The following is a 26,868-nucleotide window of genomic DNA, read 5'->3' as shown; positions in this document are numbered from 1 at the left end:
GCACGGCGTCGGGGACAAGAAGGCCGCGTGCCCATTCCGGCACGCGGCCCCGTAGCTGCGAGTGCCCGGTCGTTGGCGCCGGTCAGCTCTCGGCGGCCCGCTCGAACGCGGCCCGCGGGTTCTGGATCTGACCCATCGACACGACTTCGCGCTTGAACAGGAACGCCAGCGTCCAGTCGATGATGATGCGCAGCTTGCGGTTGAACGTGGGCATCCGGCTCACGTGGTACGAGCGGTGCATGAACCACGCGATGAAGCCCTTGGCCTTGAAGCCGTAGACGTCGGCGACGCCCTTGTACAGCCCCATGCCGGCGACCGAGCCGGCGTAGGCGTGGCGGTACTCCTTGGTCGACTTGCCGCGCAGCGAGGCCAACACGTTCTTGGCCAGCTGGTTGGCCTGCCGCACCGCGTGCTGCGCGGAAGGCGCGCAGGTGGCGCCGGGGTTCTCCTCGGTCTTGGACAGGTCCGGGACCGCGGCGCAGTCACCGGCCGCCCACACGCCGGGCAGACCCTCGACCTGCAGGTGCGCGGTGGCCTTGACCCGGCCGCGCTCGTCCAGCGGCAGGTCGGTGTTCTTCAGCACCGGGTTGGCCTTCACACCCGCGTTCCACACCAGGGTGTCGGTGTCGAACTCCGTGCCGTCGGAGAGCACCGCGTGCCCGCCCTCGACGGACTTCAGGAAGGTGTTCAGGTAGACCTTGATGCCGCGCTCTTCGAGGGCCTTGACGACGTAGACGCCCATCTTCTCGCTGACCTCGGGCATCACCCGGCCGGCGGCCTCGACGAGCGCCCAGGACATGTCGTCGGGCTTGATGTTGTCGTAGTAGCGCGTGGCGTAGCGGGCCATGTCCTCCAGCTCCGCCAGCGCCTCGACGCCTGCGAAGCCGCCGCCGACGAAGGTGAACGTCAGCAGCCGGTCGCGCAGCTCGGGGTCGTCGGTGTTGGCCGCGGCGTCCATCTTGCCCAGCACGTGGTTGCGCAGGTAGGTGGCTTCGCCAACGGTCTTCAGCGAGATGCCCTCCTCGGCGAGGCCGGGGATCGGCAGCAGCCGTGAAACCGAACCGAGCGCCACGATCAGCACGTCGTAGGCGATGTCCTCGGAACCGGTCTGCGGGTTCTCGACCGTCACGACCTTCTCGTCGTGCTTGATCTCGGTGACAGCGGCGGTGACCACATGGCACCGCTTCAACACTCGTCGCAGTGGCGCTACCACGTGGCGGGGTTCGACCGAACCCGCGGCCGCTTCCGGGAGGAAGGGCTGGTAGGTCATGTGCGGCTGAGGATCGACGACCGTCACGGAGGCCTCACGGCGACCCAGCTTCTTCTGCAGCTGAAGTGCCGTGTACATGCCGACGTAACCGCCGCCGAGGATGAGAATCCGCGTGGGATCGGATTTACCAGCCATGCCTGCATGGTCGCACCACTGACCGCATTCGCGCTGCGCCGACCCCCCTTAATGTGACGCCAGTCGCGGGTGGCATCGATCACGATCAACGCGTTGTGCACGAACAAACGCGCTGCGTACGCGCCCTGCGAGGGCGGCGATAGGTGACGTCAGAGTGACATCACCGAGGTGTCATGGAGGCTGGTTCAGGCCACCCTACCGAATCTTGAGCGCCGATGCCCACGCTCGCGAAAATTCTTCCGGGAAGATCGCCCCAGCCGGGCCGAACCGATCCCGAGCGCTACTGCTCGGCCGACGTCATTCGCAACCGAGCTCGCGGGCGGCTGCGAGGGCGAGTTCCGCATCGCCAAACAGGGAAGCACATGAAAAGACCCGGCCCCTCGCGAACGAGAGAACCGGGTGGTATGGCGATCACTATACCGCCAAGGCCGTTGCCGTCAACTCAGCTGACGCATGTCACCAACCGAACGGTTTGATATACGGACCGACCTGGTCCGGAAGTTGGCTCTTGAAGAAGTCCTCGGGGCGCAACCGCCGCCACCAGTGGCCGCCAGCCCCATCATCGCGGTTGCCCCGGAGATCCATCGCAGTCGCCTTGACACTCGGGTTGATCGTCGCAACCGGTATGTGCAAGCGCGCGTGCTGCAACGGGTAGTGCAGATCACTGTCGTTCGAGAACACCATAGCCGCGTCCACTCGCCTCGACAGGACATCAATGAGCAGCTGCGAGGCCACATTGACGTCGGAGCCCTTCTCCTCGAAGGTGCTCACCGAAACCAACAGCTCCGGAGCTCCGCCTGGACCTTCGACCGCCTCCGCGGGCAACCAGCCCGGAAGCTGATCAGCAGGCGGGGCCGGCACCCTGCGCTGCGGCCGCCCATTCTGAGCCCTCTCGATCAGCACGCCGGTTTTCACGCGAGGGACGTACTTTCCGTTCACGATCAGGAGCTCCGGGATGTAGTTCCGCAATGCACCGATGTAGGTTTGCTGATCGCGAAGCGAGGAGTCATCACCTTCGCGATCACGCGGCGCGGTGCAGTAGACCACCGCCACTAGGCGGGCATTCGGCCAGACCCGTGGATTGATCAGCACCTTCGCGAGGGCAGCGAGATCCAGCCATCTCCATCCCGCCGTTCCGCGTCCACATGCCGCGCGTGCTCCGTAGTAGACGTTGAAGGCGTCCACGTAGACGCCAACGCGAAGTTCCCGCTCCGCCGATACCGTGCGTAGCTGATCAATCACTCTTAGTACGTTACCGTTCCGTTCCCAGCCCTATGCGTTGGCCGACCCCTCCGCCTGCTGCGGCGAATCGGCCCAGCAGCCGATCAGGGGGTGTGGTGGTTCGTCAGGTCGAGTTGCATCAGGGTCGTGTCGATCCACTTTCCCTTCTTGTGGCCGACCTTGTTCAGCTTGCCGACGACCTCGAACCCCGCTTTGCGGTGCAGTGCCTCCGAAGCCGGGTTGCCGGAATCCGCGATCACGGCGATGACCTGGTGTGCTCCCGCCGCTGCCGCGCGCCGCAGGAGTTCGCCGAGCAGGCGGCGGCCGATGCCGCGCCCGACGTGGTCGGGGTGCAGGTAGATCGTGTTCTCGACGGTGTGGCGGTAGGCGGGTTTGGGGCGCCACGAGGACACGTAGGCGTAGCCGACCAGTTCGCCGTCCAGCGTTGCCGCCAGGAACGGCCAGCCGTCTCGCGCCGCCGCGTCGGTCTTGCTCCGCCAGTCCTGCGCCGTCGGCGGCACTTCCTCGAACGTCACCGTGGTCTCGACGTACCGCCGGAACAACTCGCCGATCGCTTCCACGTCACCGGGTTCGGCGTCCCGGACCATCAATTTCGCGGCCATCCCGCCATGCTGTCAGGAGCCGGCCGACCGGCCTCGATGCGCAACGAGGTCTTAACAGAACCGTTCCGCCAGGTCACGAAGCGGACGCTGTCCGGCTATCGCCGGTGAACATCCCCGCAGCGGCGATGTCAGACGGACTGGGGCGCGTTCCGGCGCGCGGACACCGCGTCGAAGAGGAGCCAGCCGTCGATCTGCTTGATCGACCGATCGTCCGGGGCCCACCCGTTGGCCAGGGCCTCGTCGAGCAGGGCTCGCACCGTGCCCGGCTCGTGCAGGTTGAGCCAACTTCCCCCGGTGCCAACGCCTCCGGAGTGCAGCAGGCCATCGGGGACCAGCCGACCGGCGCCGCCCTCGAAGACGATCCGGACTCGCCCAACCGTTCCGAGGCGGCTGATCCCGAGGACCTCGCGGCAGAGCTGGCGCTGGTCCTGCTCGACGTGGTGCTGGTGGCGCACCGACCACAGGAAGGTGGCGTCATCGATCACGAGGCGTCGAGCCTTCTTACTGCTGCGAACCATCTGCAGATGGTAGCGACTCGTAGCTGTCCGAATCCGCCCAGAAGGCGACGATGTTCGCGATCTCGACGCCGCCCGGGCACCTGCTCCAGCCGCCGTACTGGCCGAGGAATCCGGGCAGCTACCGCAACGCCGTCCAGCCCTGCTGACCACGATCGAATCCATCCCGATCGGCCACGCCGCAACGAACCCACTTCGTGATCACGTCGCCACGCTACTCATCGCCGACGCACCCCGGCGAGTTCCTTCGCGTGCTCCAGCACACCGCGGAGCATCGCCGGGGTCGTACAGCCCGATGATCCACTCTCGTGACTCGTCGGCGGATGCCCACATGTCCGCGTTGGGTTCGGCGTCGTCCTGCAACCACGGCAACGGCTCCTCGAACGGACGCCCGAACGTCTCACCGAAGTAACCCGGCTCGATGCTGGCAACCTGCTTGATCAGTCCCAGCAGATTGGTGCCCGTCAGTGTCAGCGGACGGCGGATGTCGTATTCGGGAACCCGTCGAGCTTCCATAGCAGGGCTTCACAGGCGGCCTTCAGATAACGATGAAGATCAGCTTTGGGGTTCGGTCCCGTCATGCCGGGAAATCCGCCACGGGGTACCGACATCGCGTTGATAGCTGCGGTACTGCTCGGCCGACGAGATCAGCTGCCTTCCGTCCAGTACCGCTGCACCCGAGCCACGGCTTCGTCCTTGCTCATTTCCGCTACCTGAGCCTCGTCGAGGCCAACTCGGGAGATCAACAAGTAAACGAGGTCTGCGGGCAGTGCCTCTGCTGGTGCCGAAGGCATCCCGCGATCCGGCTTGACGCCGTCCTGGGCACAGGCCCAGAAAACGCCCTCTTCGACCTGGAGGTGATCGCGCAGGATGTGGGCCCACATACTTCTGCCGTAATTGCTCCGGTCTACCGGATGCGAAATTCTGGTTCGCAAGATCCGTCCGTCAGGGAGCCCGAGTTCGTAGGTGACGTGGTGTGTGCCGGTTCGCCCACGTGCATCGCGGGCCGGACGCCACTCCTCGACTCGGCAGAAGGTGTCATGGTCTTTGCGCGTCGACTGCGGCCATGTCATCGCGCCGACCCGACGAGCCAGTCGGTCAGCTGGGCATCATCGCTGAGGCTGATCAACTGAACCAGCCCCCAGTTCTCGCGATGATTCGGAGCATCCAGCAAGCGCTCCTGCCAGTCATCGGCATACTCGCGCAGCGCTTCGACCATCTCGATGATCGCCTCATCGAACGTTGCTCCATCCGCGGCCACCGGGAGACCTGGGATGAACACGGACCAGCCGCCAGCCTCGGGGACCACCTGTGCACGCGAAGGCACGAGCGACGCAAGGAAATGACGCAACCGCTCCACATCGACAACAGCCGTTCTGGCGGATTCACGGCGGACCGTGGCGACTTGACCCCGCTCAGCCGCATCCAACAGGTCCTTCAGATGCGCCCGCGCATCGGTATAGCTGTTGTAGTGAACGGCAGACATGGCAACTCCCCTAGTTCGGTCGTCGACCGCCTGCCCCACCTTGCTAAGTACGTCAAGTACGTGACGTACTTAGCAGCTGCGCTCGCCGGTCACACGCCAACAACGGCATCAGCGCACGTTCAAGGAACCCCCGCGAGTTCCTTCGCGTGTTCCAGCACGCCGCGGAGCATCGCCGGGGTCAGCTTTCCCGTGAAGGTGTTCTGCTGGCAGACGTGAACGGGTTCACGGACGCAGCCGATCGCTGATCCATGCCCCGCACGGTCGCCACCGTGGCGTGACCGACCAGCGGGCAGGCCGTACACGCTGTTGTGCAGCAGCGCAGGTGGAGCACGATGTCGGATATCCGCCAGCGCTGGCCACCTGCCGCAGGCAGGATCACCCTGTGATCAACTTTCTCGACGGGGTCGTTGATCGGTTCGTCCTATCCAGTGCCGAGTTCGAACGGACGCTGCGATCGGTCCAGCCCGAGCAATGGTCCCTGCCGACTCCTTGCACTGAATGGAACGTGCGCCAACTGGTCAACCACATGACCCGGGGAAACCTCAACTACGTTTCTCTGCTGTCCGGCGGTACCAGCGCCGAATTCCTACGGATGCGGGACGTCGACGCATTGGGCACGGACCCAGTTGGCGCGTACGCCCGGTCAGCGCAGGCGTGCGGTGAAGCATTCGGCCGGCCCGGAGCCCTGCGACAGGTGCTGGACTACCCCTTGGGACAGGTCACCGGGCAACAGGCACTTGCCGTGCGCACCACGGACGCCACAATCCACACGTGGGACCTGGCACAGGCCCTCGGGGTCGACGACGATCTCAACCCCGACCTGGTCGGGTGGATCAACGACCATCTCGAAGAGATCTACGCCGGGTTGGCGGAAACGCCCGTCGCGATCGAGACCACCCACCGGTTCTTCGCCGCTCCTGAGGGCGCACTCACCCAGGGCGCATCGAAACAGGACCGGCTGTTGCACCGGTTGGGCAGAAAGCCACAACGCGACCGCTGAGCCTCACGCCACGCCCGCTCATACCGCGACGGATTCCTCGTCATGGCCAGGGCACCGTCCCGGTCGATTTCCTGCTGCGACGGGACGACGGAAGAGTGCCGCGCGACCCGGCCTTGGCGCTGTTCGGCACCTTCACCTCGTACTAGAAGGCGCTGCGCAGGACCCCAAACAGCAACCTCGCCGCGCCGCATCCAGCTTCCCAGCCAGATCGCATACGGCGCTCGGTCAACGCGTTGCGTCAACAACGACGAACTTGGCCCGGTGGAACCGAAATCAAGCGGGCCCCGCAAGCTCCTTCGCGTGCTCCAGCACGCCGCGCAGCATCGCCGGGGTCAGCTTTCCCGTGAACGTGTTCTGCTGGCAGAGGTGAACGGATTCACGGACCAAGTCCGCATCATCGACGCTCATCGCAGGCTTGGAGCAGCTCTTCGACGAGAAGCACTGTCGACTCGATCGTGATGTCAGGATCTTCGGTTCCGGTCACGGCGCTGGCCGCGAGCGCAGCTATCGGGCCACCGGATTCGGTGCCATGTTCGCGTAGCGAGGCGAGCGCGGACCGGGTCACTTCTCCTGCCATCTCATCGGCCGCAAGCAGTTGAAGACGTTGTGCGACCTCTCCCATGTCGACGACACGAAGTAGGCGCAATACGTCCAGCCCATCTTTCGGCTTCAGACGTCGTGGGGTGGCGCGGCGTTCCTCGATCTTGACGACCTTCGCTACAAGAAGAGCAGCCGGGCCGGCGACACTCAGATGCGCACGACGATCATCGTCGGGCTCGAACGATTGAATCTCGTGTGTTTCGTTGTCGATGAGGGCTGGTTCAAGTCCCCGCGCTCTCCGTGCCGCCCACCTTCCGTGCACCGGCAGCCGGGCACCCCGACTCCCTGGACCGCTGAGCGCCTCCGGAACCATGAGGTCGATGGCGACCGCACCCTGCCCTCGCCAGGTTCCGGGGTCGGCCTCGCGGACAAATCCTGCTCGGCGCAAAGCCTCTTCGAGCAGCGGTTCGTCGGCAAGACGATCCGGCGCAAGCGCGACATCCGCGTCGGTCGTCGTCGGTGCCGTCGCCAAGTCCGCGTCACCGGTGTGAAAGTAAATGGCTTGGGCGCCAACGAGCACCATCGCGTCGAGGTGCGCGCGCAGCGCAGTCAAGGCGTCAAGCAGCACCGATCGTGCAACGACGTACTCGTGCGGGATCGTTCGCTCAGTCACGCGGTCCACCTCGGGTCCTTCTCCGCCAAGAGATTCATCAACTGTTCGGCTTCCTCTGTTGACCGGCCCGGGCCGGTCAACTGATCTGCGACCACTTGCGGCGCCGCCGCATACCTAATACCGCCCTCGATCCGGCTTCCCTTTACGAGCACGTCGTCGAATGGCCGCACCAGCAAGACATTCGCACCTCGGCTCGTTGTTCTCAGACCGATGCTCCGCGCCAGTTTCCTTGGCTGATCCGCGTAAAGGACCAGAGTGGTCAACGGGGCGACCGACAGAACATCGGCAGGTAGGTAGGTGCGTGCGGCAGCGGAACCGGTGACGACGTATTGGTCTTCACTTGACCTCAGCCCGTCAAGCGCATGGGCCAAACCCCGCGGATCCACTGCTTGTTCAACCTCGTTCGATCTGGTGAGGCCGTAATCGTCAGTCCACCGGTGCACGAGGGGCCGTCTTCTCACCTCGGAGATCATCTTTCCGGCACCGCGTTCAATCAGCCCTTCCCTGTCGAGAAGATCCACCACTCGGGCACTGGTTGCTGCACCGACCTCGGCCCGCATCGCCAAGTCCCGCACTCCTACGGGCAGCTCGATTTCCAACAGGCTGCGTACGACCCGAGCAGCTCCGGGTCCACGCAGCGACTTCAACCGACGATCCACCGGATTCGAGAACGGGTTGCGATCAGCCCCGGAACGTTGGATGAGCACGCTCGGCCATTCCAAGGCCAACCTCATGTTTCCCGTCCCGTCGAACCACCCAATCCCTGCCTCGCCAAGACGCTCACGGGCCAACGGGGAGATGAACGGCGCAACAAAGACGATCGCATCCGCGGAGGCAGCAACCCTCATGTTCTGCATTTGCTGGAACGACGCCTGCACCGCTCGCGGCTCGGCCGACGCCTTGACTTCGGCAACCACAGTCGCGTGACTGCCGTCCGGCGCGTCGACCCGAAATACGGCGTCGAGCCGATACTTGCCATGCTTGGGCTGGTGTTCCACGGTCAGGCTCCACGCCGCAGGAAGCGCCTGATCGATCGCCTGCTCTAACTCCTCGATCAGCTCATGCTCGGTTGTTCCAGAAAATGTATTGTTCCGCGACACGTGGAACACGTTATTTTGCGGAACAGCTTGCCGCAAGCTTCATCGCCCAAAGGAGTGCGTTCAGGCAACTCCCGCAAGCTCCTTCGCGTGCTCCAGCACGCCGCGCAGCATCGCCGGGGTCAGTTTTCCCGTGAACGTGTTCTGCTGGCTGACGTGGTAGCAGCCGAGGAGGTGGAGGGGCGATCCGCCGTCCGTGGCCGGGAGTTCCGCGTGGGCGTCGTGGCCGAACTTCGGGCGGGGCTTCGGGACCTGCCAGGCCGCGTCCGCCAGCACCGGCAGCAGGGCCTGCCAGCCGAACGCGCCCAGCACCACGACCACTCGCAGCGTCGGGCGCAGCAGGTCGAGCTCGCGGACCAGCCACGGGCGGCAGGTGTCGCGCTCCGCCGTCGTCGGCTTGTTGGCAGGCGGGGCGCAGTGCACCGGCGCCGTGATCCTGGTGCTGTACAACGTCAAACCGTCGTCGATGTGCCACGCCTCGGGCTGGGACGCCAGGCCGACGTCGTAGAGCGCCTGGAAGAGGACGTCACCGGAACGGTCGCCGGTGAAGATCCGGCCCGTCCGGTTGCCGCCGTGCGCCGCCGGCGCCAGCCCGACGATCGCGATCGCCGCGTCCGGCGGGCCGAAGCCGGGCACCGGTCGGCCCCAGTACTCCTGGTCGCGGAACGCCGCGCGCTTGACCCGCGCGACCTCCTCCCGCCACTCGACCAGCCGCGGGCAGGCCGTGCAGCGGGTGACCAGCTCGTCCAGTCCGGCCAGGTCGGCGGCCCCCGGGGCCGCGGCGGAGGGGTCGTCGATCGGGTTGTCGATCAGCCGGGAGGTCGTTTCTGGCACCTCCCAAAAGTGGCAGAAAACCCGTTCGACGGCACGTAATGTGGGCGGCATGGCAGCCAGCGAGGACAGGGCCGACGAGGCGAAGCAGGAATCCACCACCCCGGCCGAGCCGGTCGACGATCTGGTCAGCACCCATCACACCATCACCGCCGACGGCGCGGAGCTGGCCTACACCGCGACGACGGGCCGCATCGTGCTGCGCGAGGAGGTCCACGCCGACGGCAAGTTCGAGGGTTTCAAGCCGAAGGCCGAGGTCTTCCTGACCTCGTACGTGGCCGACGGCGAACCCGGTAGCCGCCCGGTGACGTTCGCGTTCAACGGTGGTCCGGGCTCCTCCAGCGTGTGGCTGCACGTCGGGCTCCTCGGCCCGCGGCGAGTCGTCTCCGGTGACGCCGGCGACCTCGCGCCGCCGCCGTACGGGCTTGCCGACAACCCGGAAACCCTTCTGCGGCACAGCGATCTGGTGTTCATCGACCCGGTGTCCACCGGGTACTCGCGGGCGGTCGAGGGCGGCACGCCCGGCGATTTCCACGGCTACCAGAAGGACATCGAGTCCATCGCCGAGGTGATCCGGCTGTGGACCACCCGCAACGGCCGCTGGATGTCGCCGAAGTACCTCGCGGGCGAGTCCTACGGCACGCTGCGCGCGGCCGCGCTCGCCGAGCACCTCCAGTCGCGGCACGGCCTCTACCCGAACGGTCTGCTGCTGATCTCGTCGGTGCTGGACATGGGCACGATCCGGTTCACCGAGGGCAACGACCTGCCGTACTCGCTGTTCCTGCCGACGTACGCGGCGATCGCGCACTACCACGGCAAGCACGGCGACCGGCCGCTGCGCGAGGTGCTGGACGAGGCGGAGAAGTTCGCCGCCGAGGACTACCCGTGGGCGCTGGCACGCGGGGCGCGGCTGAGCGCGTCCGAGCGCGAGGACGTCGTGCGGCGGGTCGCGGTGCTGTCCGGGCTGTCCGAGGACTACGTGGACCGCGCGAACCTGCGCATCGAGCACATCCGGTTCTTCACCGAGCTGCTGCGCGACCGGCGGGAGACGGTTGGCCGGATGGACGGCCGGTTCACCGGCTGGGAGCGGGATGCCGCTGGGGAGCACTTCACCGACGACCCGAGCATCTCCGGCATCCGCGGCGCCTACTCCGCGGCGATCAACCACTACCTGCGCGAAGAGCTCGACTACGCCAGCGATCTGCCGTACGAGACGCTGTCCAGCCGGGTGCATCCCTGGTCGTACAAGGAGTTCGAGGGCGCAAGCGTGTCCGTTGTGGACAAGCTCGGCGCGGCGTTCCAGGCCAACCCGCACCTGCGGGTCCACGTCGGCTGCGGCTACACCGACGGCGCGACCCCGTACTTCGCCGCCGAGCACGTGCTGGCGCAGGTGCCGATCCCGGAACGGCTGCGGGAGAACATCGACGTCCGCTACTACCCGGCGGGCCACATGATGTACGTCCACGAGGAGTCCCGGATCCAGCAGTCGGCCGACCTCGCGGAGTTCGTGAACACCCGCCCGTAGCGAATCGCGGCCCCCGCTCGGCTCGGAGCGGGGGCCGTCGTTCAGCCGAGGCGCTCGGCCAGCCGCGCTCGGAGCGGCTCGTAGTCGTGCTCGGGGAAGAGCCTCGGGAAGACGTCGAGCATGATCTCCATGAACTGACGGGTGACCTCGAACTCGTCGTCGCTCAGCGAGACGTCCGCGAACAGGAACTGCCAGCCGAAGGTTCCCTTCGTGATGCGCAGCGCTTCGAGGTACCCGGGGTAATCGAGGTCCAGCCGGTGGTGGCCCTGGGCCGTTGTGTCGAACCAGACCTCGGGGTTCACCACGCCGGGTTGGAACCGCAGCATCGAGAGGTGCCCGACGCCGGACTGGCCGGTGCCGTCGAAGCTGCGCAGCTCGGTGAACAGCTGGAACTCCTCGGGACTCGGGGCGTACAGGCGCTGCGTCAGCGGTTCGCCTTGCACCACGCTGTAGAGGTGGTTGAGGTCGAACTCCCCGGCGATGACGGATTCGTCGGGGTACTCGGGATCGGGGATCCACCAGCACGCGGCGAGGCTGGAGAAGCGCAGGTAGCTGCTCTTCAGCGCCGGGTCGAGCGCGATGCCGTCCCATTCGGCCAGCTCGGCGAAGGCCTTGTCCGCATCACCGATGACGCTGTTCAGCTTGCCCTGGTGATCCCTGGTCCGCTGGACTTCCGGGCAGCTGCGCAGCTCCTCCAGCACAGCGAGCCACGTGCGCTCGTACGCGGTCAGCTCGGTCATCGTCGGTACTTTCCTTCCACGCCGCGCAATTGGAGAAGGCCGCGCTCGTCGGACGTTGATCGTTTTCTCCGACGCACCGCGCCGTCCGCTGGTTCCGGAGTTCATGGCGGCGAATGTTCCGAACCCGCGCAGCCGATCTGATCACCGGGACTTGCGCGCCATCCAGAGGATCGCGCGGGCGCCCCCGTGCACTGCGGCCAACGAGGCGGGCACCAGCGCCACGGCGCCCACCCAGGAGCGGAGATCGTTCCGCCGAACCCCGGCCCGGCCGAGTTCGCGCCAGGCCCACAGCGAGTACGGGACGACCACGGTCGGCGCGGTGGCGACGCCCGGGGTGTAACCGCGATACGCGGCGCTCAACGCCAGATGCCCCACCCCGTGCACGCCGAACCCGACGAGCGCGGATTGGAAGAACGGCGACCTGCCGCCGGTCTGGGCGCCGCGGGCCGACGCCACGAGCACGATCAGCCCCATCAGCGAGATGGCCACCCTGGCATGCGCGGGCGATATCCCCTCCCGCAGCCAGGCCGGCCCGGGCAGCGGTTCGCCGTTCTTCGCCGCGTTGGCCTGCGACCACGGCGACATCGTGAACCACTCCTCGACGTCGTTGGCCAGCCAAGCCAGGAACAGTCCCCAGGACACCGTCTTGCGCACCGCCGCCTCCTCATTTTCGTTACATGACGTATCGTAAATATAATGGGCGCATGGCCGGCGAGCGCAAGGACGAATCGGGACGCAGTCGAGGGCGGCCGCGACGGGCCGAGGTGGATCGCGCCGTCCTGACCGCGGCGGCCGAGTTGCTGGCCGAGCGCGGCTACGCCGAACTGACCATCGAGGCGGTCGCGACACGAGCCGGAGTGGGCCGGCCGACGGTGTACCGGCGGTGGCCGACGAAAGACGATCTCGCGGTCCACGCGCTCGTCGACGCGGTGCAGCCGCTCGATGCGCCGGACACCGGCGATGCCTTGGACGACCTCTGCGAACTGGCGATCTCGTTCGTGATCCAGCTCTCCGAGTCACCACTCGGCCGCGTCGTGCTCGGCGTGCACGCCGAAAGCGGCCGTCGCCCGCAACTCGCGGCGCCGCTGCGCGACCGCTATCTGAAGCCGCGCGACGCGGCGATCACCGGGGTGATCGAACGCGCCCGGCAGCAGGGTGCGCTGCACCCGGATCTCGCCGCGGAGACCATCCGCGACCTGCTGTTCGGGCCGCTGGTCTACCACTGGCTGATCACCGGCGAACCGCTGGACCGCGGCACCGCCGAGGCACTGATCGCCGCCGCCCGCCGGGCGATCTCCCCCTGAACCGAACCAACAGAAGACCCCGCTCCGAACGGGAGCGGGGCCTTCTCGGCTGTCGGCGTCAGTGGTGGCCGACCACCTGGGCCTGGGTGTTGTCCTGCCAGTCCCCGGCCTGGGTCTGGTTCGCGTTGTTGGTCTGCGTCGAGCCGGTGTTCGCGACCTGCTCCTTGCCGCCGATCTGGATCACGTTCGAGGGCGAGACGTTCGTGTTCGTCGGCTTGCTCACCTGGATCTCGTCCTGGTTCTGCACCTGCGTCGGCGAGCCGTCGTCCTTGACCAGCTGGGCCTGGGCGTTGCCGTCCCAGTCGCCGTCCTGGTCCTGGTCGGCGTTGTTGGTCTGGTTCGAGCCGGTGTTCGCGACCTGCTTGTGGCCGTCGATCTGGATCACGTTCGAGGGTGAGGCGTTCGTGTTCGTCGGCTTGCTCACCTGGACTTCGTCCTGGTTCTGCTGCTGCGTGGGAGAGCCGTCGGGGTTGCCGTCGGCCATCGCCACGGCCGTCGCTCCGAGCAGCAGCGGGAAGCTCACCGCGGCAACAGCCAGCACGCGCTTCGCAGTACGCATCAAGGCACTTCCTTCCATGAGAACCGGGACGTGCGGCGACGAGTTTCGCGCCGATCGATTCGGACGAGGCGAACCGGTTCCAGCCCAATGCCTCCCCGCAAGCCTCGCATCGAATACCGTATCCGCCGCTCCACAAAGGGCGACAACTCGAAATCCGGGCACTCACCTCATGCGGTGATACCACTTTCGGGAACCGCGGACACGAATCGGTGAACACGACAGTAACGAGCATTTTCCCAGCTCAGCCAGGATCCAGCAGCAGAATCAAGACCCACTGCACCCTTTTTCACGACACGCGGAGAGCGGGACTTGATCAGCCTTTCGGGATCATCGCCGACAAACCTCGAAACCGCACCGGAATAGCTCGAGAAAAATCCGAAAACAATTTCACCCGAGCCCCGTTACATGAATTCACCGACGGCCACAACCGCACGACCGGGCAATCATGGCAGCCTTCCCGATTCGTCCAATCCGCCCCGGCGCTCCGCTACCGCCGAAGCGATGATCCATCGGCATGTAGTATGTGTGCTACATGCCGTGGGATGACTACTATGAGAGGCACTGGGGTTATGACAGTCGCGAATGAATCGGAGGCACCACCGCCGCCGGTGCGGTTACCGGACGAGGACACCGTGCTCGACGTCCGCGACCTGCGGATGCGCTACGGCACGACCGATGTCCTCAAGGGCGTCGACTTCACCGCTCGCCGCGGCGAAGTGGTCGCGCTGCTGGGGCCGAACGGGGCGGGCAAGACCACGACGATCGAGATCCTGGAGGGCTTCCGGATGCGCTCCAGCGGCGACATCCAGGTCCTCGGCGCCGACCCGGCGCACGGCGGCGAGCGCTGGCGGGCCCGGCTCGGGGTCGTGCTGCAGTCCTGGCGCGACCACAGCAAGTGGCGGGTCCGGGAACTGCTCGCGCACCTGGGGACCTACTACGCGCCGTACTCCACGGACCAGATCACCCGCCCCTGGGATGTCGACGAACTCATCGCGCTTGTCGGCCTGACCCAGCACGCCGACAAGCGCGCCGGGCAGCTCTCCGGCGGCCAGCGCCGTCGGCTCGACGTGGCGATCGGCATCGTCGGGCGCCCGGAGCTGCTGTTCCTGGACGAGCCCACGGTCGGCTTCGACCCGCAGGCCCGCCGCGAGTTCCACGACCTCGTGCACCGGCTCGCCGACGACGACAACACCGGCATCCTGCTCACCACGCACGATCTGGACGAGGCCGAGAAGCTGGCCGACCGCATCCTGATCCTGGCCGGCGGCCGGATCGTCGCCGACGGCTCCGCCGACGAGCTGTCCCGGCAGGTGGCCGCCGAGACCGAGGTGAAGTGGACCCGGGACGGGCAGCGCTTCGTGCACTCGACCGCCGACGCCACCCGGTTCGTCCGGGACCTGTTCACCCAGCACGGCGACGAGATCACCGAGCTGGAGGTGCGCCGGGCGACCCTGGAGGACACCTACATGGCGATGGTGCGGGCCCACGAATCCGGGCAAGGCGGGACCGCCGCGCTGACCTTTTCCGCGGAGGACAACGGTTCCGCGGCGAACAACGGGGGCACCGAGGAGGCGAACCGGTGAAGACGACCGCGGTACGCGCCGGCCTGCAGCGCGGCTGGATCGAATTCCGCCAGACCCTGACCACCGCGCAGGACCTGTGGGGCTACCTGTTCCCCACCGTGATCCTGCTGGTGGTGATGTCGTTCCAGAGCGGGTCCACGGTGGCCGGTTTCTCGCTGGGCGCGATGACGCTGCCCGGCGCGCTCGGCATGGGCATCGGGTTCTCCGGGCTGATCACCATCGCCCAGCAGCTGACCGTCGACCGCGAGGACGGCACCCTGCTGCGCGCCAAGGCGACCCCCGACGGGATGTTCGGCTACCTGATCGGCAAGATCACGCTGGTCGGCTGCATGTCGCTGGTCAGCCTGGTGATCCTGCTGGTGCCCGGCCTGGTGATGTTCGACGGCCTCGCCACCGGCGTCGGCACCTGGCTGACCCTCGCGTGGGTGCTGGTGCTGGGGCTGGTCGCGACGATGCCGATCGGGGCGATCATCGGCTCGCTGTTCTCCAGCCCGCGGAGCCTGGGCTTGATCATGCTGCCGATGATGGGGCTGATCGCGATCTCCGGGATCTTCTACCCCATCACCGAGTACCCGGAGTGGCTGCAGTGGATCGCGCAGGCGTTCCCGATGTACTGGCTGGGGCTGGGCATGCGCTCGGCGCTGCTGCCGGACGCGTTGGCAGCGGCCGAGATCGGCGAGTCCTGGCGGCACCTGGAGACTGTCGGGGTGCTCGGCCTGTGGGCCGTGATCGGGCTGGTGGTGGCCCCGGTGGTGCTGCGGCGGATGGCGCGGCGCGAGTCGGGGTCGAGCGTGGCCGCGCGCCGCGAGAAGGCCATGCAGCGCATTCGCTGACGTGGCGGAGGAGGACATGAGCGAGACGATCTACAACCGCATCGCGATGCTGCGGGCCGAACGCGGGATCAGCCGCCGGCAGCTCTCCGAAGCGCTCGGCGTGCACTACCAGACGGTCGGCTACCTGGAGCGCGGCGAGTACAGCCCGAGCCTGCACCTGGCGTTGCGCATCGCGGAGCACTTCGAGGTGCCGGTCGAAGTGGTGTTCTCCATCCATCCCTTCCCCCGCATCGGCACGGGAGAACGCTCCGCCTGAGCAGCTCCGGCTCGTGAGTGCTGAGCCCGGTTCTTACCGGACTCAGCACTCACGACCACTTCAGGCGCCGAGCAGGGCTCGGCCTCGGGTCGTCAGCCAGGTTTCGAAGGTCATCAGACCCGGGTGGCGGCGACGCAGGGCCGGGATGTCCACCGTCATGTCGAGCTCGTTGATCGCCGTGTAGGCGCGGTAGAGGTCGGGGTTCTGCTCGCGCAGCGGCTCCAGCGGCAGCTCGACGTGGCGCAACCGCCGACCGGTCGCGCGGGACAGCGCGTCCGCGATCTCCGGCGGGGTAAGCGAATCCCCGGCGATCTCCACCGCCTGGCCGATGTAGTCGCCGGGATTCTCGAAGGCCAGCGCGGCGAACGTGCCGATGTCGTCGAGCGCGATCAGCGGCTGCGACACGTCGGCGCGGACCGCGCTCACCAACTCGTCACCCGCGGCGGCCTGGCCCGGCACCATCGCCACGTAGTTCTCCATGAACGACACCGGCCGCAGCATCGTGGCCGGAATTCCCAGCGCGCGTATGTACTCCTCGATCTCCCTCTTGTTCTCCAGCGTGACGACGCCGGTGCGCCGATACGCGTTGACCGCCGAGGCGTAGACGAGGTGCTGCACGCCGGCGCCTTTCGCGGCGTCCGCGACGTTCTTGCCCCAGCGGCGTTCTTCCTCGTGGCTGACGTCCGGGGACAGCTCGGGCGTGATGAAGGTCGGCTGGACGCTGAAAACGCCCTGCACGCCCTGCATCGCGGCGTCGAGCGCCGCCCGGTCTCCCATGTCGCCCTGGACGAGTTCCGCGCCGGCCTCGGCCAGCCGCCGCGCGACGGCGCCGGTGGTGTTGCGGGTGAGCGCTCGAACCCGCCGGCCTCGGGCGAGCAGCTCGGCGGCCGTGGCGCCGCCCTGCTGCCCGGTGGCTCCGACGACGAGCACGACTCCTTCTGGTGTGGACACTTCGGCCTCCGCATCGATGGACGCAACCGGAACGTGCGCCCCGCTTTTGCACGATACGGAACGAACGCCCCGGTTGTCCACGAAAGCGGTAGGCTCGACCCGTGACGACCGAGAAGGCCCCCGGAAAGCGGCTGCGCGCGGACGCCCAGCGCAACCGCGAGCGGGTCCTCGCCGCGGCCCAGGAGCTGTTCGCCGCCGAAGGACTGGCCGTCCCGCTGGACGACATCGCCCGCCGCGCCGGCGTCGGCCCCGGCACCGTCTACCGCCACTTCCCCACCAAGGAAGCGCTTTTCGAGGCGGTCGTGGCGGAGCGGATCCGGGCGATGGTCGACGAAGCCCGCGACCAGGCGGAGGCCGACGATCCCGGCCGCGCGTTCTTCGACTACTTCCAGCGCGTCATCGAGCACGCCGCGCTGAACAAGGACATCTGCGACGCGCTGGAATCGACCGGGCAGCAACCGAAAACGGCCTGCCTGGAAACCGACTTCAACGACGCCATCGGCACCCTGCTGAAACGTGCGCAACAGGCGAGCGCGGTCCGCGCGGACGTCACGACGGCGGAGCTGCGATCGCTGATCGTGGGAGGCCTGAGCATGTACCGCCGGGCGGTCGCGGAACAACGCCCGGCCAGCGAACTAGCAGTCCTCTACGCAGGCCTCCGCCCGGCCGATTAGGCGTTCGGGCAAGCGAAAGGCGCCTCCGAGCCAGCGGCTCGAAGGCGCCCTCCGCCTCGAAAATCGCCCGTCAGGACACCACGTGGGGGCGTTCCTCCGCGAAGTGGCAGGCCGACGGGTGGCTGCCCAGGCGGACCTCCAGCTCCGGCACCTTCTCCGCGCAGATGTCCTGCGCCTTCCAGCAGCGGGTGCGGAAGCGGCAGCCCGAGGGCGGGTTCGCCGGGCTCGGCACGTCGCCGGTCAGGCGGATCACCTCGCGCTTGCCGCGCAGCGTCGGGTCCGGCACCGGCACCGACGACAGCAGCGCCTGCGTGTACGGGTGCTGCGGGCGCTCGTAGATCTGCTCGTCGGAACCGATCTCCACGATCTTGCCCAGGTACATCACCGCCACGCGGTCCGACAGGTGGCGGACCACGCCGAGGTCGTGGGCGATGAACACGTACGACAGCCCGAACTCCTGCTGCAGGTCGCCGAGCAGGTTCATCACCTGCGCCTGGATCGACACGTCCAGCGCCGACACCGGCTCGTCGCAGACGATCACCTTCGGCCGCAGCGCCAGCGCCCGCGCGATGCCGATGCGCTGCCGCTGGCCGCCGGAGAACTGGTGCGGGTAGCGCTGGATGTGCTCCGGGTTGAGCCCGACCACCTCCAGCAGTTCCTGCACCTTCCGCCGCCGGTCGCCCTTCGGCGCCACCTCGGGGTGGATCTCGAACGGCTCCCCGATGATGTCGCCGACGGTGCGCCGCGGGTTCAGCGAGGTGTACGGGTCCTGCAGCACGATCTGCAGATCGCGCCGCAGCTTGCGCAGCTCGGCGCCGCGCATCTTGAACATGTCGCGACCCTCGAACAGCGCGCTGCCGCTGGTCGGCTTCTCCAGCCGCATCAGCACCTGCGCCAGGGTCGACTTGCCGCAGCCGGACTCGCCCACCACGCCGAGGGTCTCGCCGCGGTTGAGGTCGAACGACACGCCGTCGACGGCACGCACGTGGCCGACCGTGCGCTTGAACAGCACGCCCTGGGTCACCGGGAAGTGCTTGACCAGGTCCCGCACCTGGAGGATCGGCTCAGCCACGGGTAATCAACTCCTCGGCGAAGTGGCAGGCACTGACCCGCCCCAGGCCCAGCTGGTGGTAGGTCGGAACCTCCTGGCTGCAGCGTGCCTCGGCGCGCGCGCAGCGCGGGTGGAACGGGCAGCCCGGGGGCACCGCGAGCAGGTTCGGCGGCAGACCCTTGATGGTCTCCAGCTCCTGCCCCTTGAGGTCCAGGCGCGGGATCGACCGCATCAGGCCCTCGGTGTACGGGTGGCCCGGCTGCTTGTAGAGCGAGTAGGCGTCCGCGCTCTCCACGATCCGGCCCGCGTACATCACCACGATCCGGTCCGCAACCTCAGCGACCACACCCAGGTCGTGGGTGATCAGGATGAGGCCCATGCCGCGGTCCCGGCGCAGCTCGTCGAGCAGGTCCATGATCTGGGCCTGCACCGTGACGTCCAGCGCCGTGGTCGGCTCGTCGGCGATGACCAGTTCCGGGTCCAGCGCCAGCGACATCGCGATCATCGCGCGCTGCCGCATGCCGCCGGAGAACTGGTGCGGGTACTCCTTCACGCGCTGCTTCGCGTTCGGGATCTTCACCTGGTCCAGCAGCTCGACGGCCCTCGCCATGCCGTCCTTGCGGGACATGCCGCGGCGGGTCCGCAGCTGCTCGGCGATCTGGAACCCGACGGTGTAGACCGGGTTCAGCGCGGACAGCGCGTCCTGGAAGATCATCGCCATCGACTCGCCGCGCAGCTCCCGCCGGCGGCGGTCCGACGCGGCGAGCAGGTCCTCGCCCTGGTACTTGATCGAGCCGCCGGTGATCGCGCCCGGCGGGATGTCCAGGATGCCCATGATGGTCTGCGCGGTGACGCTCTTGCCCGAGCCGGATTCGCCCAGCACCGCGAGGGTTTCACCGGCGTCGACGTGGTAGCTGACGCCGTTGAGGACCTTGGCGACGCCGTCCCGGGTGCGGAACTCCACGTGCAGGTCCTCGACCTCCAGCAGCCGCTCCGCCGGGGCCTTGTTGTCCACAGTAGACAAAGCGGTTTCTCCTACTTCTGCTTCGGGTCGAGCGCGTCGCGCACGGCGTCACCGAGCATCACGAACGCCAGCACCGTGATCACCAGGAACCCGGCCGGGAAGAACAGCAGGTGCGGCGCCGCCTGGATGTAGAAGCGCGACTCGGCGATCATCACGCCCCACGACACGACCGGGTCGCGCAACCCGATGCCCAGGAACGACAGCGTCGCCTCCGCACCGATGAAGCCGCCCAGCGCGATCGTCGAGTACACCAGCACCGGCGCGAGGCAGTTCGGCAGCATGTGCCGCAGGATGATCCGCGGCGCGCTGGCGCCGAGCGCCCGTGCCGCCTTCACGTAGTCCTGCTGCTTCGCCGAGATCGCCGCCGAACGCATGATGCGCATCGAGATCGGCCAGGACAGCACCGCGATCGTCAGCACCACCTGGGCGACGATCCGCGTCGCGCTGGGAATGGCCACCTCGGCGTTGAAGGTGGTCAGGATGACGATCGCGCCCAGCACGAACGGCAGGCCCAGGAAGATCTCGGAGAACCGGGACAGCAGGTTGTCCACCCAGCCGCCGAAGTAGCCGGCGATGATGCCGACGGCACCGCCGAACAGCACGGTCAGCAGCGTCGCCAGCACGCCCACTGCGATTGACGCGCGCGTGCCGTAGATCGCGCGGGCGAAGATGTCCCGTCCGAGGTTGTCGTAGCCGAACCAGGCCTCGGCGGAAGGCGGCTGCCTGGACTTGGAGAGGTTCGTCCACGACGGGTCTACCGAAGTGAACACGCCCGGGAACGCCGCGATGAACAGCAGCACCAGGATGATCAGCGACGCCGCGATGAACAGCGGGCGGCGCCGCAGGTCCAGCCACGCGTCGCCCCAGAGGCCGCGGGGCTTCTCGTTCTTGTTCCGCGGGGCCTTCGCCATGATCTCGGCGTCCGTTTCGCCCGCCGCGGACGCGGCCGCCGCGCTCACCAGCCCGGAGGTGCCAGAACTTGGGTCAGTCATATCGGATCCTCGGGTCGAGAACCGCGTAGAGGATGTCCACGAGCAGGTTCATCAGCAGGTAAACCAGCACCAGCAGGGTGACGATCCCGGTCACCGTGGCGCCTTCCTTGGTCAGGATCGACTTGAAGACCAGACCACCGATGCCGCGGATGTTGAACACGCCCTCGGTGACGATCGCGCCACCCATCAGCGTGCCGAGGTCCGTGCCCAGGAAGGTGATCACCGGGATCAACGAGTTCCGCAGCAGGTGCACGCCGACCACGCGCTTGGGTTCCAGCCCCTTGGCGACCGCGGTCCGGACGAAGTCCGCGTGGCGGTTCTCCATCATGGCGGTCCTGGTCAGCCGCGCCACGTAGGCCATGGACAGCGAGCCGAGCACGAAGCCGGGCACGATCAGCTCCCCGATCGAGGGGTTCGCGCTGACCGTTGGCTTGATGATGCCGAGTTCGCTGCCCAGGGTGATCTGCAGCACGAAACCGGTGACGAACACCGGCAGCGAGATCAGGAACAGGGTGGACACCAGGACCAGGTTGTCCAGGAAGCCGCGGCCGCGCAGGCCGGTCAGGATGCCGGCCGCCAGGCCGATGACGCCCTCGATGACCAGCGCGACGACGGCGAGCTTGATGGTGGTCGGGTAGGCGTTCTGGATCAGCGTGCTGATCTGGACGCCCGCGTAGGTCTCCCCGAAATCACCCGTTAGAAGCTTCCCGAGGTACTTGAAATATTGAACGATCAACGGATCGTCCAGGTTGTACTTCTCGTGCATCTCGGCGATGTAGGCGGGCGGACAGCCTCGGTCGCCGCACTTTCCCGCGAACGGGTCACCCGGGATCGCCCAGACGAGCAAGTAGATGATCAGAGTCGTCCCGATGAAGACCGGGATCAGTTGCAGCAGCCGCCGCAACAAGTAGCGACCCATTCGGGCCTCCTAATCACAGCCAATGCAGGGCCCGGCCCGCCGGATCACGGCGGGCCGGGCTCCGGCTCGGTTCTTACTGCTTCAGGCGCACCGTGGTCAGGTCAAGCTCACGGTAAGCCTTGACCTCACCTTCAGCGATCCGCTCCGAGAAGCCGTACTGCACCGGCTGCGTCCACAGCGGGATCAGCGGCAGGTCGTCGGCCAGCAGCTTCTCCGCGTCGGCGTAGGCAGCGGTGGCCGCCTCGACCGTGGGCGCCGCGTTCGCCCTGTCGAGTGCCGCGTCGAACGCCGGGTTCTTGTACTTGTAGTCGTTCGACGAAGCGTCCGTGCGGTACAGCTGGGTCAGGAAGGTCTCGATGTTCGGGTAGTCGGCCTTCCAACCGGTCCGGAACAGGCCGGTGAACTTGTACCCGTTGGCCTTCTGCCGGAACTCGCCGAACGTCGGGGTCGGGACGAACTGCGTCTCGATGCCGAGGTTCTGCTTGATGCTCGCGGCCACCGCCTGCACCCACTCGTTGTGGCCGCCGTCGCCGTTGGTCTCGACGGTCAGCACGCCCTGGAAGCCACCCGCCTGCTGCAGGTACTGCTTGGCCTTCTCCGGGTTGAACTCGCAGGCCTCGCCGCACTGGTTCGGGCGGTAACCGTCGACCGCCGCGGTGGCGAAGCCATCCGCCGGGTCACGACCACCGGCGAACACCTGCTGGGTGATCGTCTTGCGGTCGATGGACATCGAGATCGCCTTGCGCAGCAAGGGGTTCTTGAACTTCGGGTCGTAGAGCGGGAAGCCCAGCGTCTGGGTCAGCAGACCCGGCTTCTGGCGGGCGCGCTCGCCGAGGTCCTGCTTCCACTTGTCACCGATCAGCGCGGAGACCGGGACCGCCCGCAGGAAGTCCAGGTTGCCCGCGGTCAGGTCCTGGTAGGCGCTGTCGAGCTGCTCGTAGACCTTGAACTTGGCGCCCTTGATCGTCGGCTTGTTGGTGCCCGCGTAGTTCTCGTACGCGACGACGTTCAGCTCCTGGTTCGGGACGCGGGACTCGAACTTGAACGGCCCGTTGCCGATCGGGTGCTCCTCGAAGGCCTTCGGGTCCTTGAAGAACGAGTCCGGCAGCGGCATGTAGGCGGAGTAGCCCAGCACAACCGGGAAGATCGTGAACGGCGCCTTCAGCTTGACGGTGAAGGTGTTGTCGTCGACGACCTTGAGACCGGACAACTCCTTGGCCGCCGGCTCCGGGGCCTGCGCTGGCCCGTCCTCGCCGTCCGGGTCCTTGGACTGCATCTGGTCGTAGCCGTCGATCTGCTCGAAGAAGCTGGCGCCCTGGAGACCGTTCGGACCGTATGCGTTGTAGTTCCAGGCGTCCACGAAGTTCTTGGCCTTGACCGGGGTCCCGTCGTGGAACGTCCAGCCCGGCTTCAGCTTGATCGTGTAGTTCTGGTGGTCGGTGGACTCGATCGAGTCCGCGACCGCGTTCTCCACCTTCAGATCACTGGCCCGGTAGTCGACCAGGCCGGTGAACAGGGCGTTGACGATGAAGCCACCGTTTTCCTCGGTGGTGTTCGCCGGGACCAGAGGATTCTCCGGCTCACCCCAGTCGAGGGTGATGATGCCGTCCTCTCCGGAGCCGCTGCCGCCGCCACCGCAGCCGGTGGCGAGCAACGCCACCGCCAGCGGGGCCGCGACCATTGCGGCCAAACGTCCCTTTCGCATGTAGGTCCTCCCGCTTCCACGCGTGCCCCAGCAGTGATTTCCGGGGTCATCACGCGCGGCGGATCATTCACCGCCGCGTCAGACGAGCGTAAACATAAGTGAGAACCCGTTCACGGCAATGCCCTGTCACAAAGCCGTCACTTTCTGAATCGGTGCAGATGAATCTTCACCCAAAAGGTGGAATCAGGCGTCCACATCCTGAGAACTAGCTGATAGACAGGGCTATACCGTCGAGAATGTCATGCTCACTGACAGTCATGGCGGAAATGCCGGCGCGTTCCGCCAATTCCTCCGCCAACACCTTCACGACCAGCGCACCTCCGCCGATCACGTCCACGCGACCTGGGTGCATGGCACCGATCGCGGCGCGCTCGTCGTGCGACATCCCGAGCAGCTCCTCGGTGATTTGTTCGACTCTTTTCTGGGAAACATGGGAAAGATGAATTGCCACCGGATCGTATTCGGGCAGTCGCTGCGCGATTGCGGACAAAGTGGTGACCGTGCCGGCCACGCCGACCCAGGTGCGCGCTCCCGAGCAGTCCACGGCGGCGAACGCGTCGTCGAGAATCTGCCGGGTCACCTTCTCGGCCTCCCGCACCTCCTCGTCGGTGGGCGGATCGCTGCGCAGGCAGCGCTCGGTCAGCCGCACGCAGCCGACGTCCGCGGAATGCGCCGCGGTGATGTCCGCGCGCACGCCGTCCCAGGTGCCCACGACCAGCTCGGTGGAGCCGCCGCCGATGTCGGTCACCACGAACGGCCCGTCCTCCGGGTCGAGGTCGCCGACCGCGCCGGTGAACGACAGCCGCGCCTCCTCGTCGCCGGTGATCACCTCGGCGTCGACGCCGAGCGTTTCCCGCACCATGGCGAAGAAATCCTCGCGGTTGGACGCGTCCCGGGTGGCCGAGGTGGCGACCATGCGGATCCGCTCGACGCCCTTGCGCACGGCGATCGCGGCGTAGTCGACCAGCGCCGCCCGGGTGCGCTCCAGCGCCTCGTCGGCGAGCCGCCCGGTGGCGTCCACGCCCTGCCCGAGCCGGACGATCTTCATCGCGCGGTAGATGTCGCGCAGGTCGCGCCGACCGTCGTCGTGCACCGTCACATCGGCCACCAGCAGGCGGATCGAATTGGTCCCGCAGTCGATAGCCGCCACCCGTGACATCAGCGTCCTCCTCGCTCACCGGGGTCGCCCACCGCGCACCCACTGCTAACGCTACCGGCCACGGAGCACGGCCCCGACAGACAGCGGCCACGAGTGATCCGGGCGCCACGGAGCCTGTTCGAGGTGGTGGCGCGGGGCGGCTCGTGCCGTCGGGGGGACAAGTGAACGGCCTGTTCACCTCGCCTACCGGAACGAACGGGCCGTTCACTCCACACCAGCAGCGGCCACCGGCATCGGATTGGATGAAGCGAACGGTCCGTTCACCTCACCTACCGAGACGAACGGTCCGTTCACTCCACACCGGTCCGCGAGGATGTGCCGCTGCTCGAAGGAGCTCTCGAGCTGCCTCGATCTCGTCCGAAGGACTCACAAGTCCCAGGTCCGCGGAGCGCTACTGCGGCGGGGCGAAGCCGTCCGGGACGATGCAGGGTTCGAGCTGACCCGCCGTTCCCTGATCGACGTAGACGGTCTGGCCCGGCACCGCACTGTGCGGATCGCTCGCGCCGGGGACCGCGCCCGGCGACGTGGCGAACCCGCCGTTGGCGAGGCCTGCCGGATCGCAGGCCTTCGGCGCCTCGTCCGGCGTCGGCGAGGGCGGGCTCGTCGGTTCCGGCGGCGGAGCCGCGGGCCGCTCCGCCGGAGGCGGCGGGTCTTGCGGGGTGCCGGGCGGAGTGGCCGGGTCGGCAGGAGGCTGCGGGCCGGGCTGGGCCGAGTCGGGTGGCGGTGCCGGTTGAGTTCCGCTCGGCGGCGGGCCCGGTTGCGTCCCATTCGGCGGTGGGCCCGGTTGAGTTCCGCTCGGCGGCGGGCTGGGCTGCGTCGAGTTCGGTGGCGGACCGGGTGGCGTCGAGCTCGGCGGCGGGCCGGGCTGGGGCGGGACGGGCTGTGTCGCGGGCGGCGGTGCCGGTTGGGACATGGGCGGGTGGGCCGGTTGCGTCGAGTTCGGCGGGGTCGCGGCCGACGGGTCGAGGTCCGGGGCGGACGGCCGCGCGATCTCCGGCGGGGTGATGCTGATCGGCGGTTCCCCGGGGCGGGATTCCGGCGCGGGCGGCGGCGGGCCGGTCGGCGCGGGCGCGGTAGGAGGCGCAGACGCCGGGGCCGGTGGCTGCGCGGGCGCCGGGGCGGCCGGTCCCATCGCGAGCACCGCCGGACCGTCCGGCAGGCGCTCGCCGTCGAGCACATCGCCGACCTCCGGTGCCAGCTCCGACGGCGTCGGCGTCACGCCCTTCGCGTACGCCGCCGCCCAGATCAGCACCGTCCGCACGTAGCTGTCGGAGTGGTTGTAGCGGAACACCGCCGCCGCGAGGTTCTGCGGGTCGCGCAGGTCGCCGCCACCGCTGCAGAGGTAGCGCGCCGCCGCGAGGCTCGCGTCGTGGATGTTTTGCGGGCTGGCGACGCCGTCGTCGTTGCCGTCGACGGCGAACCTGTTCCACGTCGACGGGATGAACTGCATCGGCCCGACCGCCCGGTCCCACACCGGGTCGCCGTCGTAGCGACCCGCGTCGGTGTCCGGGATCGCCGCGATGCCCGGCCCGCCGGACAGCCGCGGGCCGAGGACCGCCCGGACCGTCGTGCCGAGCACGTCGACGCTGCCGGAACGCGCGTGACCCGACTCGATCCGGCCGATCGACGCGAGCACGGACCAGTGCAGGCCGCAGCTGCTCTCCACTTGGCGCGCGGCCTTGACGTACGCGGCCAGCATCGGCTCCGGGATGCCCAGCGACCCGGTCGGCAGCTCCACCTGCTGTTCCGCTCCGGCGGCGAGCCGCTGCGGATCGGCCGCCCGCTCCCGCACCTCGGGGCTGAGCAGCGGTGCCTGCGGGAGGTTCCCGCCGACGCCCAGTTCGCGCGGGTCCGGATCCCCCTGGACCGGACGGTGCGGCTCGGCCAGGAATGAACTCGACGCCCCCATCAACGTGGTCGGCACCAGCAGCACCGGGGCGAGGGCCGTCAGCGCGACCCACCTCCGCGCCCTCCGCCGGGCCGCGGCGCCGAGTCGCGGCACCGACTTCCACTCATGCTTGCCGTGCCGCTTGTTGCGAGCCCCCACTAGCTCCATCCCCAGACCGAACATCACCGGAAAAACCGAGACGGATCCCTGGATACACCACCGATTCGAGGCACGCCGGATGGCGGGCGGGCGCATCACCCGTCCGACTGGCGGCGGCCCCGGCCAACCGGCCCCATTGCTCCATGCGAGCGGAA

27 protein-coding genes and 3 pseudogenes are annotated in these 26,868 nt (G+C 67.7%); 7 read left to right on the top strand and 23 right to left on the bottom strand.

Annotation, left to right across the window (positions count from 1 at the left end; genetic code table 11):
* Positions 1 to 82: 82 nt before the first annotated feature.
* The 8 genes and pseudogenes from BLW84_RS15445 to BLW84_RS49060 form a co-directional block, all read right to left on the bottom strand.
* Positions 83 to 1,405 carry an NAD(P)/FAD-dependent oxidoreductase gene (locus BLW84_RS15445; protein WP_093265947.1) on the bottom strand — a complete coding sequence of 441 codons (1,323 nt, stop codon included), beginning with the start codon at positions 1,403 to 1,405 and terminating at the stop codon, positions 83 to 85.
* 456 nt (positions 1,406 to 1,861) lie between these two features.
* Complete coding sequence (locus tag BLW84_RS15440) at positions 1,862 to 2,647, bottom strand: PIN domain-containing protein (protein ID WP_245761161.1); 786 nt, start codon at positions 2,645 to 2,647, stop codon at positions 1,862 to 1,864.
* Positions 2,648 to 2,730: 83 nt separating this feature from the next.
* Complete coding sequence (locus BLW84_RS15435) at positions 2,731 to 3,249, bottom strand: GNAT family N-acetyltransferase (RefSeq protein WP_093265945.1); 519 nt, start codon at positions 3,247 to 3,249, stop codon at positions 2,731 to 2,733.
* A 128-nt stretch (positions 3,250 to 3,377) separates the two neighbouring features.
* Positions 3,378 to 3,767: a hypothetical protein gene (locus BLW84_RS15430; RefSeq protein WP_093265944.1), complete on the bottom strand. Its 390-nt coding sequence runs from the start codon at positions 3,765 to 3,767 to the stop codon at positions 3,378 to 3,380.
* A 282-nt stretch (positions 3,768 to 4,049) separates the two neighbouring features.
* Positions 4,050 to 4,345 (bottom strand): annotated as a pseudogene (locus BLW84_RS15425) (mycothiol transferase); the annotation flags it as partial.
* A gap of 66 nt (positions 4,346 to 4,411) precedes the next feature.
* Positions 4,412 to 4,648: a hypothetical protein gene (locus BLW84_RS49065; RefSeq protein WP_245761160.1), complete on the bottom strand. Its 237-nt coding sequence runs from the start codon at positions 4,646 to 4,648 to the stop codon at positions 4,412 to 4,414.
* 185 nt (positions 4,649 to 4,833) lie between these two features.
* Positions 4,834 to 5,250: a prevent-host-death protein gene (locus tag BLW84_RS15415; protein ID WP_093265941.1), complete on the bottom strand. Its 417-nt coding sequence runs from the start codon at positions 5,248 to 5,250 to the stop codon at positions 4,834 to 4,836.
* A gap of 119 nt (positions 5,251 to 5,369) precedes the next feature.
* Positions 5,370 to 5,465, bottom strand: a pseudogene (locus tag BLW84_RS49060) (uracil-DNA glycosylase); the annotation flags it as partial.
* Positions 5,466 to 5,572: 107 nt separating this feature from the next.
* Between BLW84_RS49060 and BLW84_RS15405 the strand changes: the two are divergent.
* Positions 5,573 to 6,250 (top strand): TIGR03086 family metal-binding protein, encoded by a 678-nt coding sequence (locus tag BLW84_RS15405; RefSeq protein WP_245761159.1) that lies wholly within the window; start codon positions 5,573 to 5,575, stop codon positions 6,248 to 6,250.
* A gap of 273 nt (positions 6,251 to 6,523) precedes the next feature.
* Here BLW84_RS15405 and BLW84_RS46175 read toward each other — a convergent pair.
* From BLW84_RS46175 to BLW84_RS15390, 4 genes and pseudogenes are all read right to left on the bottom strand, one after another.
* Positions 6,524 to 6,619 (bottom strand): annotated as a pseudogene (locus tag BLW84_RS46175) (uracil-DNA glycosylase); the annotation flags it as partial.
* A gap of 25 nt (positions 6,620 to 6,644) precedes the next feature.
* Complete coding sequence (locus tag BLW84_RS15400) at positions 6,645 to 7,463, bottom strand: hypothetical protein (RefSeq protein WP_218157326.1); 819 nt, start codon at positions 7,461 to 7,463, stop codon at positions 6,645 to 6,647.
* Complete coding sequence (locus BLW84_RS15395) at positions 7,460 to 8,563, bottom strand: hypothetical protein (protein ID WP_143060956.1); 1,104 nt, start codon at positions 8,561 to 8,563, stop codon at positions 7,460 to 7,462. The genes BLW84_RS15400 and BLW84_RS15395 overlap by 4 nt, the downstream gene beginning before the upstream one ends.
* 60 nt (positions 8,564 to 8,623) lie before the next feature.
* Positions 8,624 to 9,319, bottom strand: a complete 696-nt coding sequence (locus BLW84_RS15390) for a uracil-DNA glycosylase (RefSeq protein ID WP_245761169.1) — start codon at positions 9,317 to 9,319, stop codon at positions 8,624 to 8,626.
* Positions 9,320 to 9,443: 124 nt separating this feature from the next.
* On the opposite strand from BLW84_RS15390, the gene BLW84_RS15385 reads away from it, so the two are divergent.
* Complete coding sequence (locus BLW84_RS15385; protein WP_093265935.1) at positions 9,444 to 10,916, top strand: S10 family peptidase; 1,473 nt, start codon at positions 9,444 to 9,446, stop codon at positions 10,914 to 10,916.
* A 41-nt stretch (positions 10,917 to 10,957) separates the two neighbouring features.
* Here BLW84_RS15385 and BLW84_RS15380 read toward each other — a convergent pair whose 3' ends face one another.
* Together BLW84_RS15380 and BLW84_RS15375 are read right to left on the bottom strand one after the other, a co-directional pair.
* A complete protein-coding gene (locus BLW84_RS15380; RefSeq protein WP_093265933.1) occupies positions 10,958 to 11,656 on the bottom strand; it encodes a hypothetical protein in 699 nt (232 codons plus the stop codon).
* Between the two features lie 141 nt (positions 11,657 to 11,797).
* The gene (locus BLW84_RS15375; RefSeq protein WP_218157325.1) at positions 11,798 to 12,310 is read right to left on the bottom strand and encodes an HXXEE domain-containing protein; all 513 of its coding nucleotides are present in this window, start codon (positions 12,308 to 12,310) and stop codon (positions 11,798 to 11,800) included.
* Positions 12,311 to 12,333: 23 nt separating this feature from the next.
* On the opposite strand from BLW84_RS15375, the gene BLW84_RS15370 reads away from it, so the two are divergent.
* Positions 12,334 to 12,960: a TetR/AcrR family transcriptional regulator gene (locus BLW84_RS15370; RefSeq protein WP_245761158.1), complete on the top strand. Its 627-nt coding sequence runs from the start codon at positions 12,334 to 12,336 to the stop codon at positions 12,958 to 12,960.
* 58 nt (positions 12,961 to 13,018) lie between these two features.
* Here BLW84_RS15370 and BLW84_RS15365 read toward each other — a convergent pair whose 3' ends face one another.
* Positions 13,019 to 13,519, bottom strand: coding sequence for a hypothetical protein (locus tag BLW84_RS15365; RefSeq protein WP_143060955.1), 501 nt, complete (start codon positions 13,517 to 13,519; stop codon positions 13,019 to 13,021).
* Positions 13,520 to 14,175: 656 nt separating this feature from the next.
* On the opposite strand from BLW84_RS15365, the gene BLW84_RS15360 reads away from it, so the two are divergent.
* Genes BLW84_RS15360 through BLW84_RS15350 form a run of 3 tightly spaced genes read left to right on the top strand, consistent with a single transcriptional unit; the run spans position 14,176 to position 16,191 of the window.
* Entirely contained in the window at positions 14,176 to 15,102 is a 927-nt protein-coding gene (locus tag BLW84_RS15360; RefSeq protein ID WP_245761168.1) for an ABC transporter ATP-binding protein, read from the top strand.
* A complete protein-coding gene (locus BLW84_RS15355; RefSeq protein ID WP_093265926.1) occupies positions 15,099 to 15,935 on the top strand; it encodes an ABC transporter permease in 837 nt (278 codons plus the stop codon). The genes BLW84_RS15360 and BLW84_RS15355 overlap by 4 nt, the downstream gene beginning before the upstream one ends.
* A gap of 16 nt (positions 15,936 to 15,951) precedes the next feature.
* On the top strand, positions 15,952 to 16,191 hold the full coding sequence (locus tag BLW84_RS15350) for a helix-turn-helix transcriptional regulator (RefSeq protein WP_093266070.1): 240 nt from the start codon (positions 15,952 to 15,954) through the stop codon (positions 16,189 to 16,191).
* A 60-nt stretch (positions 16,192 to 16,251) separates the two neighbouring features.
* Here the strand turns inward: BLW84_RS15350 and BLW84_RS15345 are convergent, their stop codons facing one another.
* The gene (locus BLW84_RS15345) at positions 16,252 to 17,142 is read right to left on the bottom strand and encodes an NmrA/HSCARG family protein (RefSeq protein ID WP_093265924.1); all 891 of its coding nucleotides are present in this window, start codon (positions 17,140 to 17,142) and stop codon (positions 16,252 to 16,254) included.
* A 101-nt stretch (positions 17,143 to 17,243) separates the two neighbouring features.
* On the opposite strand from BLW84_RS15345, the gene BLW84_RS15340 reads away from it, so the two are divergent.
* Positions 17,244 to 17,816, top strand: coding sequence for a TetR/AcrR family transcriptional regulator (locus BLW84_RS15340; protein ID WP_093265922.1), 573 nt, complete (start codon positions 17,244 to 17,246; stop codon positions 17,814 to 17,816).
* 70 nt (positions 17,817 to 17,886) lie between these two features.
* On the opposite strand, the gene BLW84_RS15335 is transcribed toward BLW84_RS15340, so the two are convergent.
* The 7 genes from BLW84_RS15335 to BLW84_RS15305 all read right to left on the bottom strand — a co-directional run bounded on the left by BLW84_RS15335 (position 17,887) and on the right by BLW84_RS15305 (position 26,722).
* Positions 17,887 to 18,888 (bottom strand): ABC transporter ATP-binding protein, encoded by a 1,002-nt coding sequence (locus BLW84_RS15335; RefSeq protein WP_093265921.1) that lies wholly within the window; start codon positions 18,886 to 18,888, stop codon positions 17,887 to 17,889.
* The gene (locus BLW84_RS15330; RefSeq protein WP_425441717.1) at positions 18,881 to 19,891 is read right to left on the bottom strand and encodes an ABC transporter ATP-binding protein; all 1,011 of its coding nucleotides are present in this window, start codon (positions 19,889 to 19,891) and stop codon (positions 18,881 to 18,883) included. Before BLW84_RS15330 ends, BLW84_RS15335 begins: the two co-directional genes overlap by 8 nt.
* An 11-nt stretch (positions 19,892 to 19,902) precedes the next feature.
* Positions 19,903 to 20,883, bottom strand: coding sequence for an ABC transporter permease (locus BLW84_RS15325; RefSeq protein ID WP_093265918.1), 981 nt, complete (start codon positions 20,881 to 20,883; stop codon positions 19,903 to 19,905).
* Positions 20,876 to 21,802, bottom strand: a complete 927-nt coding sequence (locus tag BLW84_RS15320; RefSeq protein ID WP_093265916.1) for an ABC transporter permease — start codon at positions 21,800 to 21,802, stop codon at positions 20,876 to 20,878. Before BLW84_RS15320 ends, BLW84_RS15325 begins: the two co-directional genes overlap by 8 nt.
* Before the next feature lie 73 nt (positions 21,803 to 21,875).
* Positions 21,876 to 23,507: a peptide ABC transporter substrate-binding protein gene (locus BLW84_RS15315; protein ID WP_177226486.1), complete on the bottom strand. Its 1,632-nt coding sequence runs from the start codon at positions 23,505 to 23,507 to the stop codon at positions 21,876 to 21,878.
* A gap of 205 nt (positions 23,508 to 23,712) precedes the next feature.
* Positions 23,713 to 24,666 (bottom strand): Ppx/GppA phosphatase family protein, encoded by a 954-nt coding sequence (locus tag BLW84_RS15310; protein ID WP_093265913.1) that lies wholly within the window; start codon positions 24,664 to 24,666, stop codon positions 23,713 to 23,715.
* Between the two features lie 391 nt (positions 24,667 to 25,057).
* The gene (locus BLW84_RS15305; protein WP_093266069.1) at positions 25,058 to 26,722 is read right to left on the bottom strand and encodes a lytic murein transglycosylase; all 1,665 of its coding nucleotides are present in this window, start codon (positions 26,720 to 26,722) and stop codon (positions 25,058 to 25,060) included.
* Positions 26,723 to 26,868: the final 146 nt, after the last annotated feature.

The sequence above is a fragment of the Saccharopolyspora shandongensis genome (genome assembly GCF_900106995.1).
Lineage (GTDB): Bacteria > Actinomycetota > Actinomycetes > Mycobacteriales > Pseudonocardiaceae > Saccharopolyspora > Saccharopolyspora shandongensis.
This window is presented reverse-complemented; position numbering and strand designations above follow the sequence as displayed.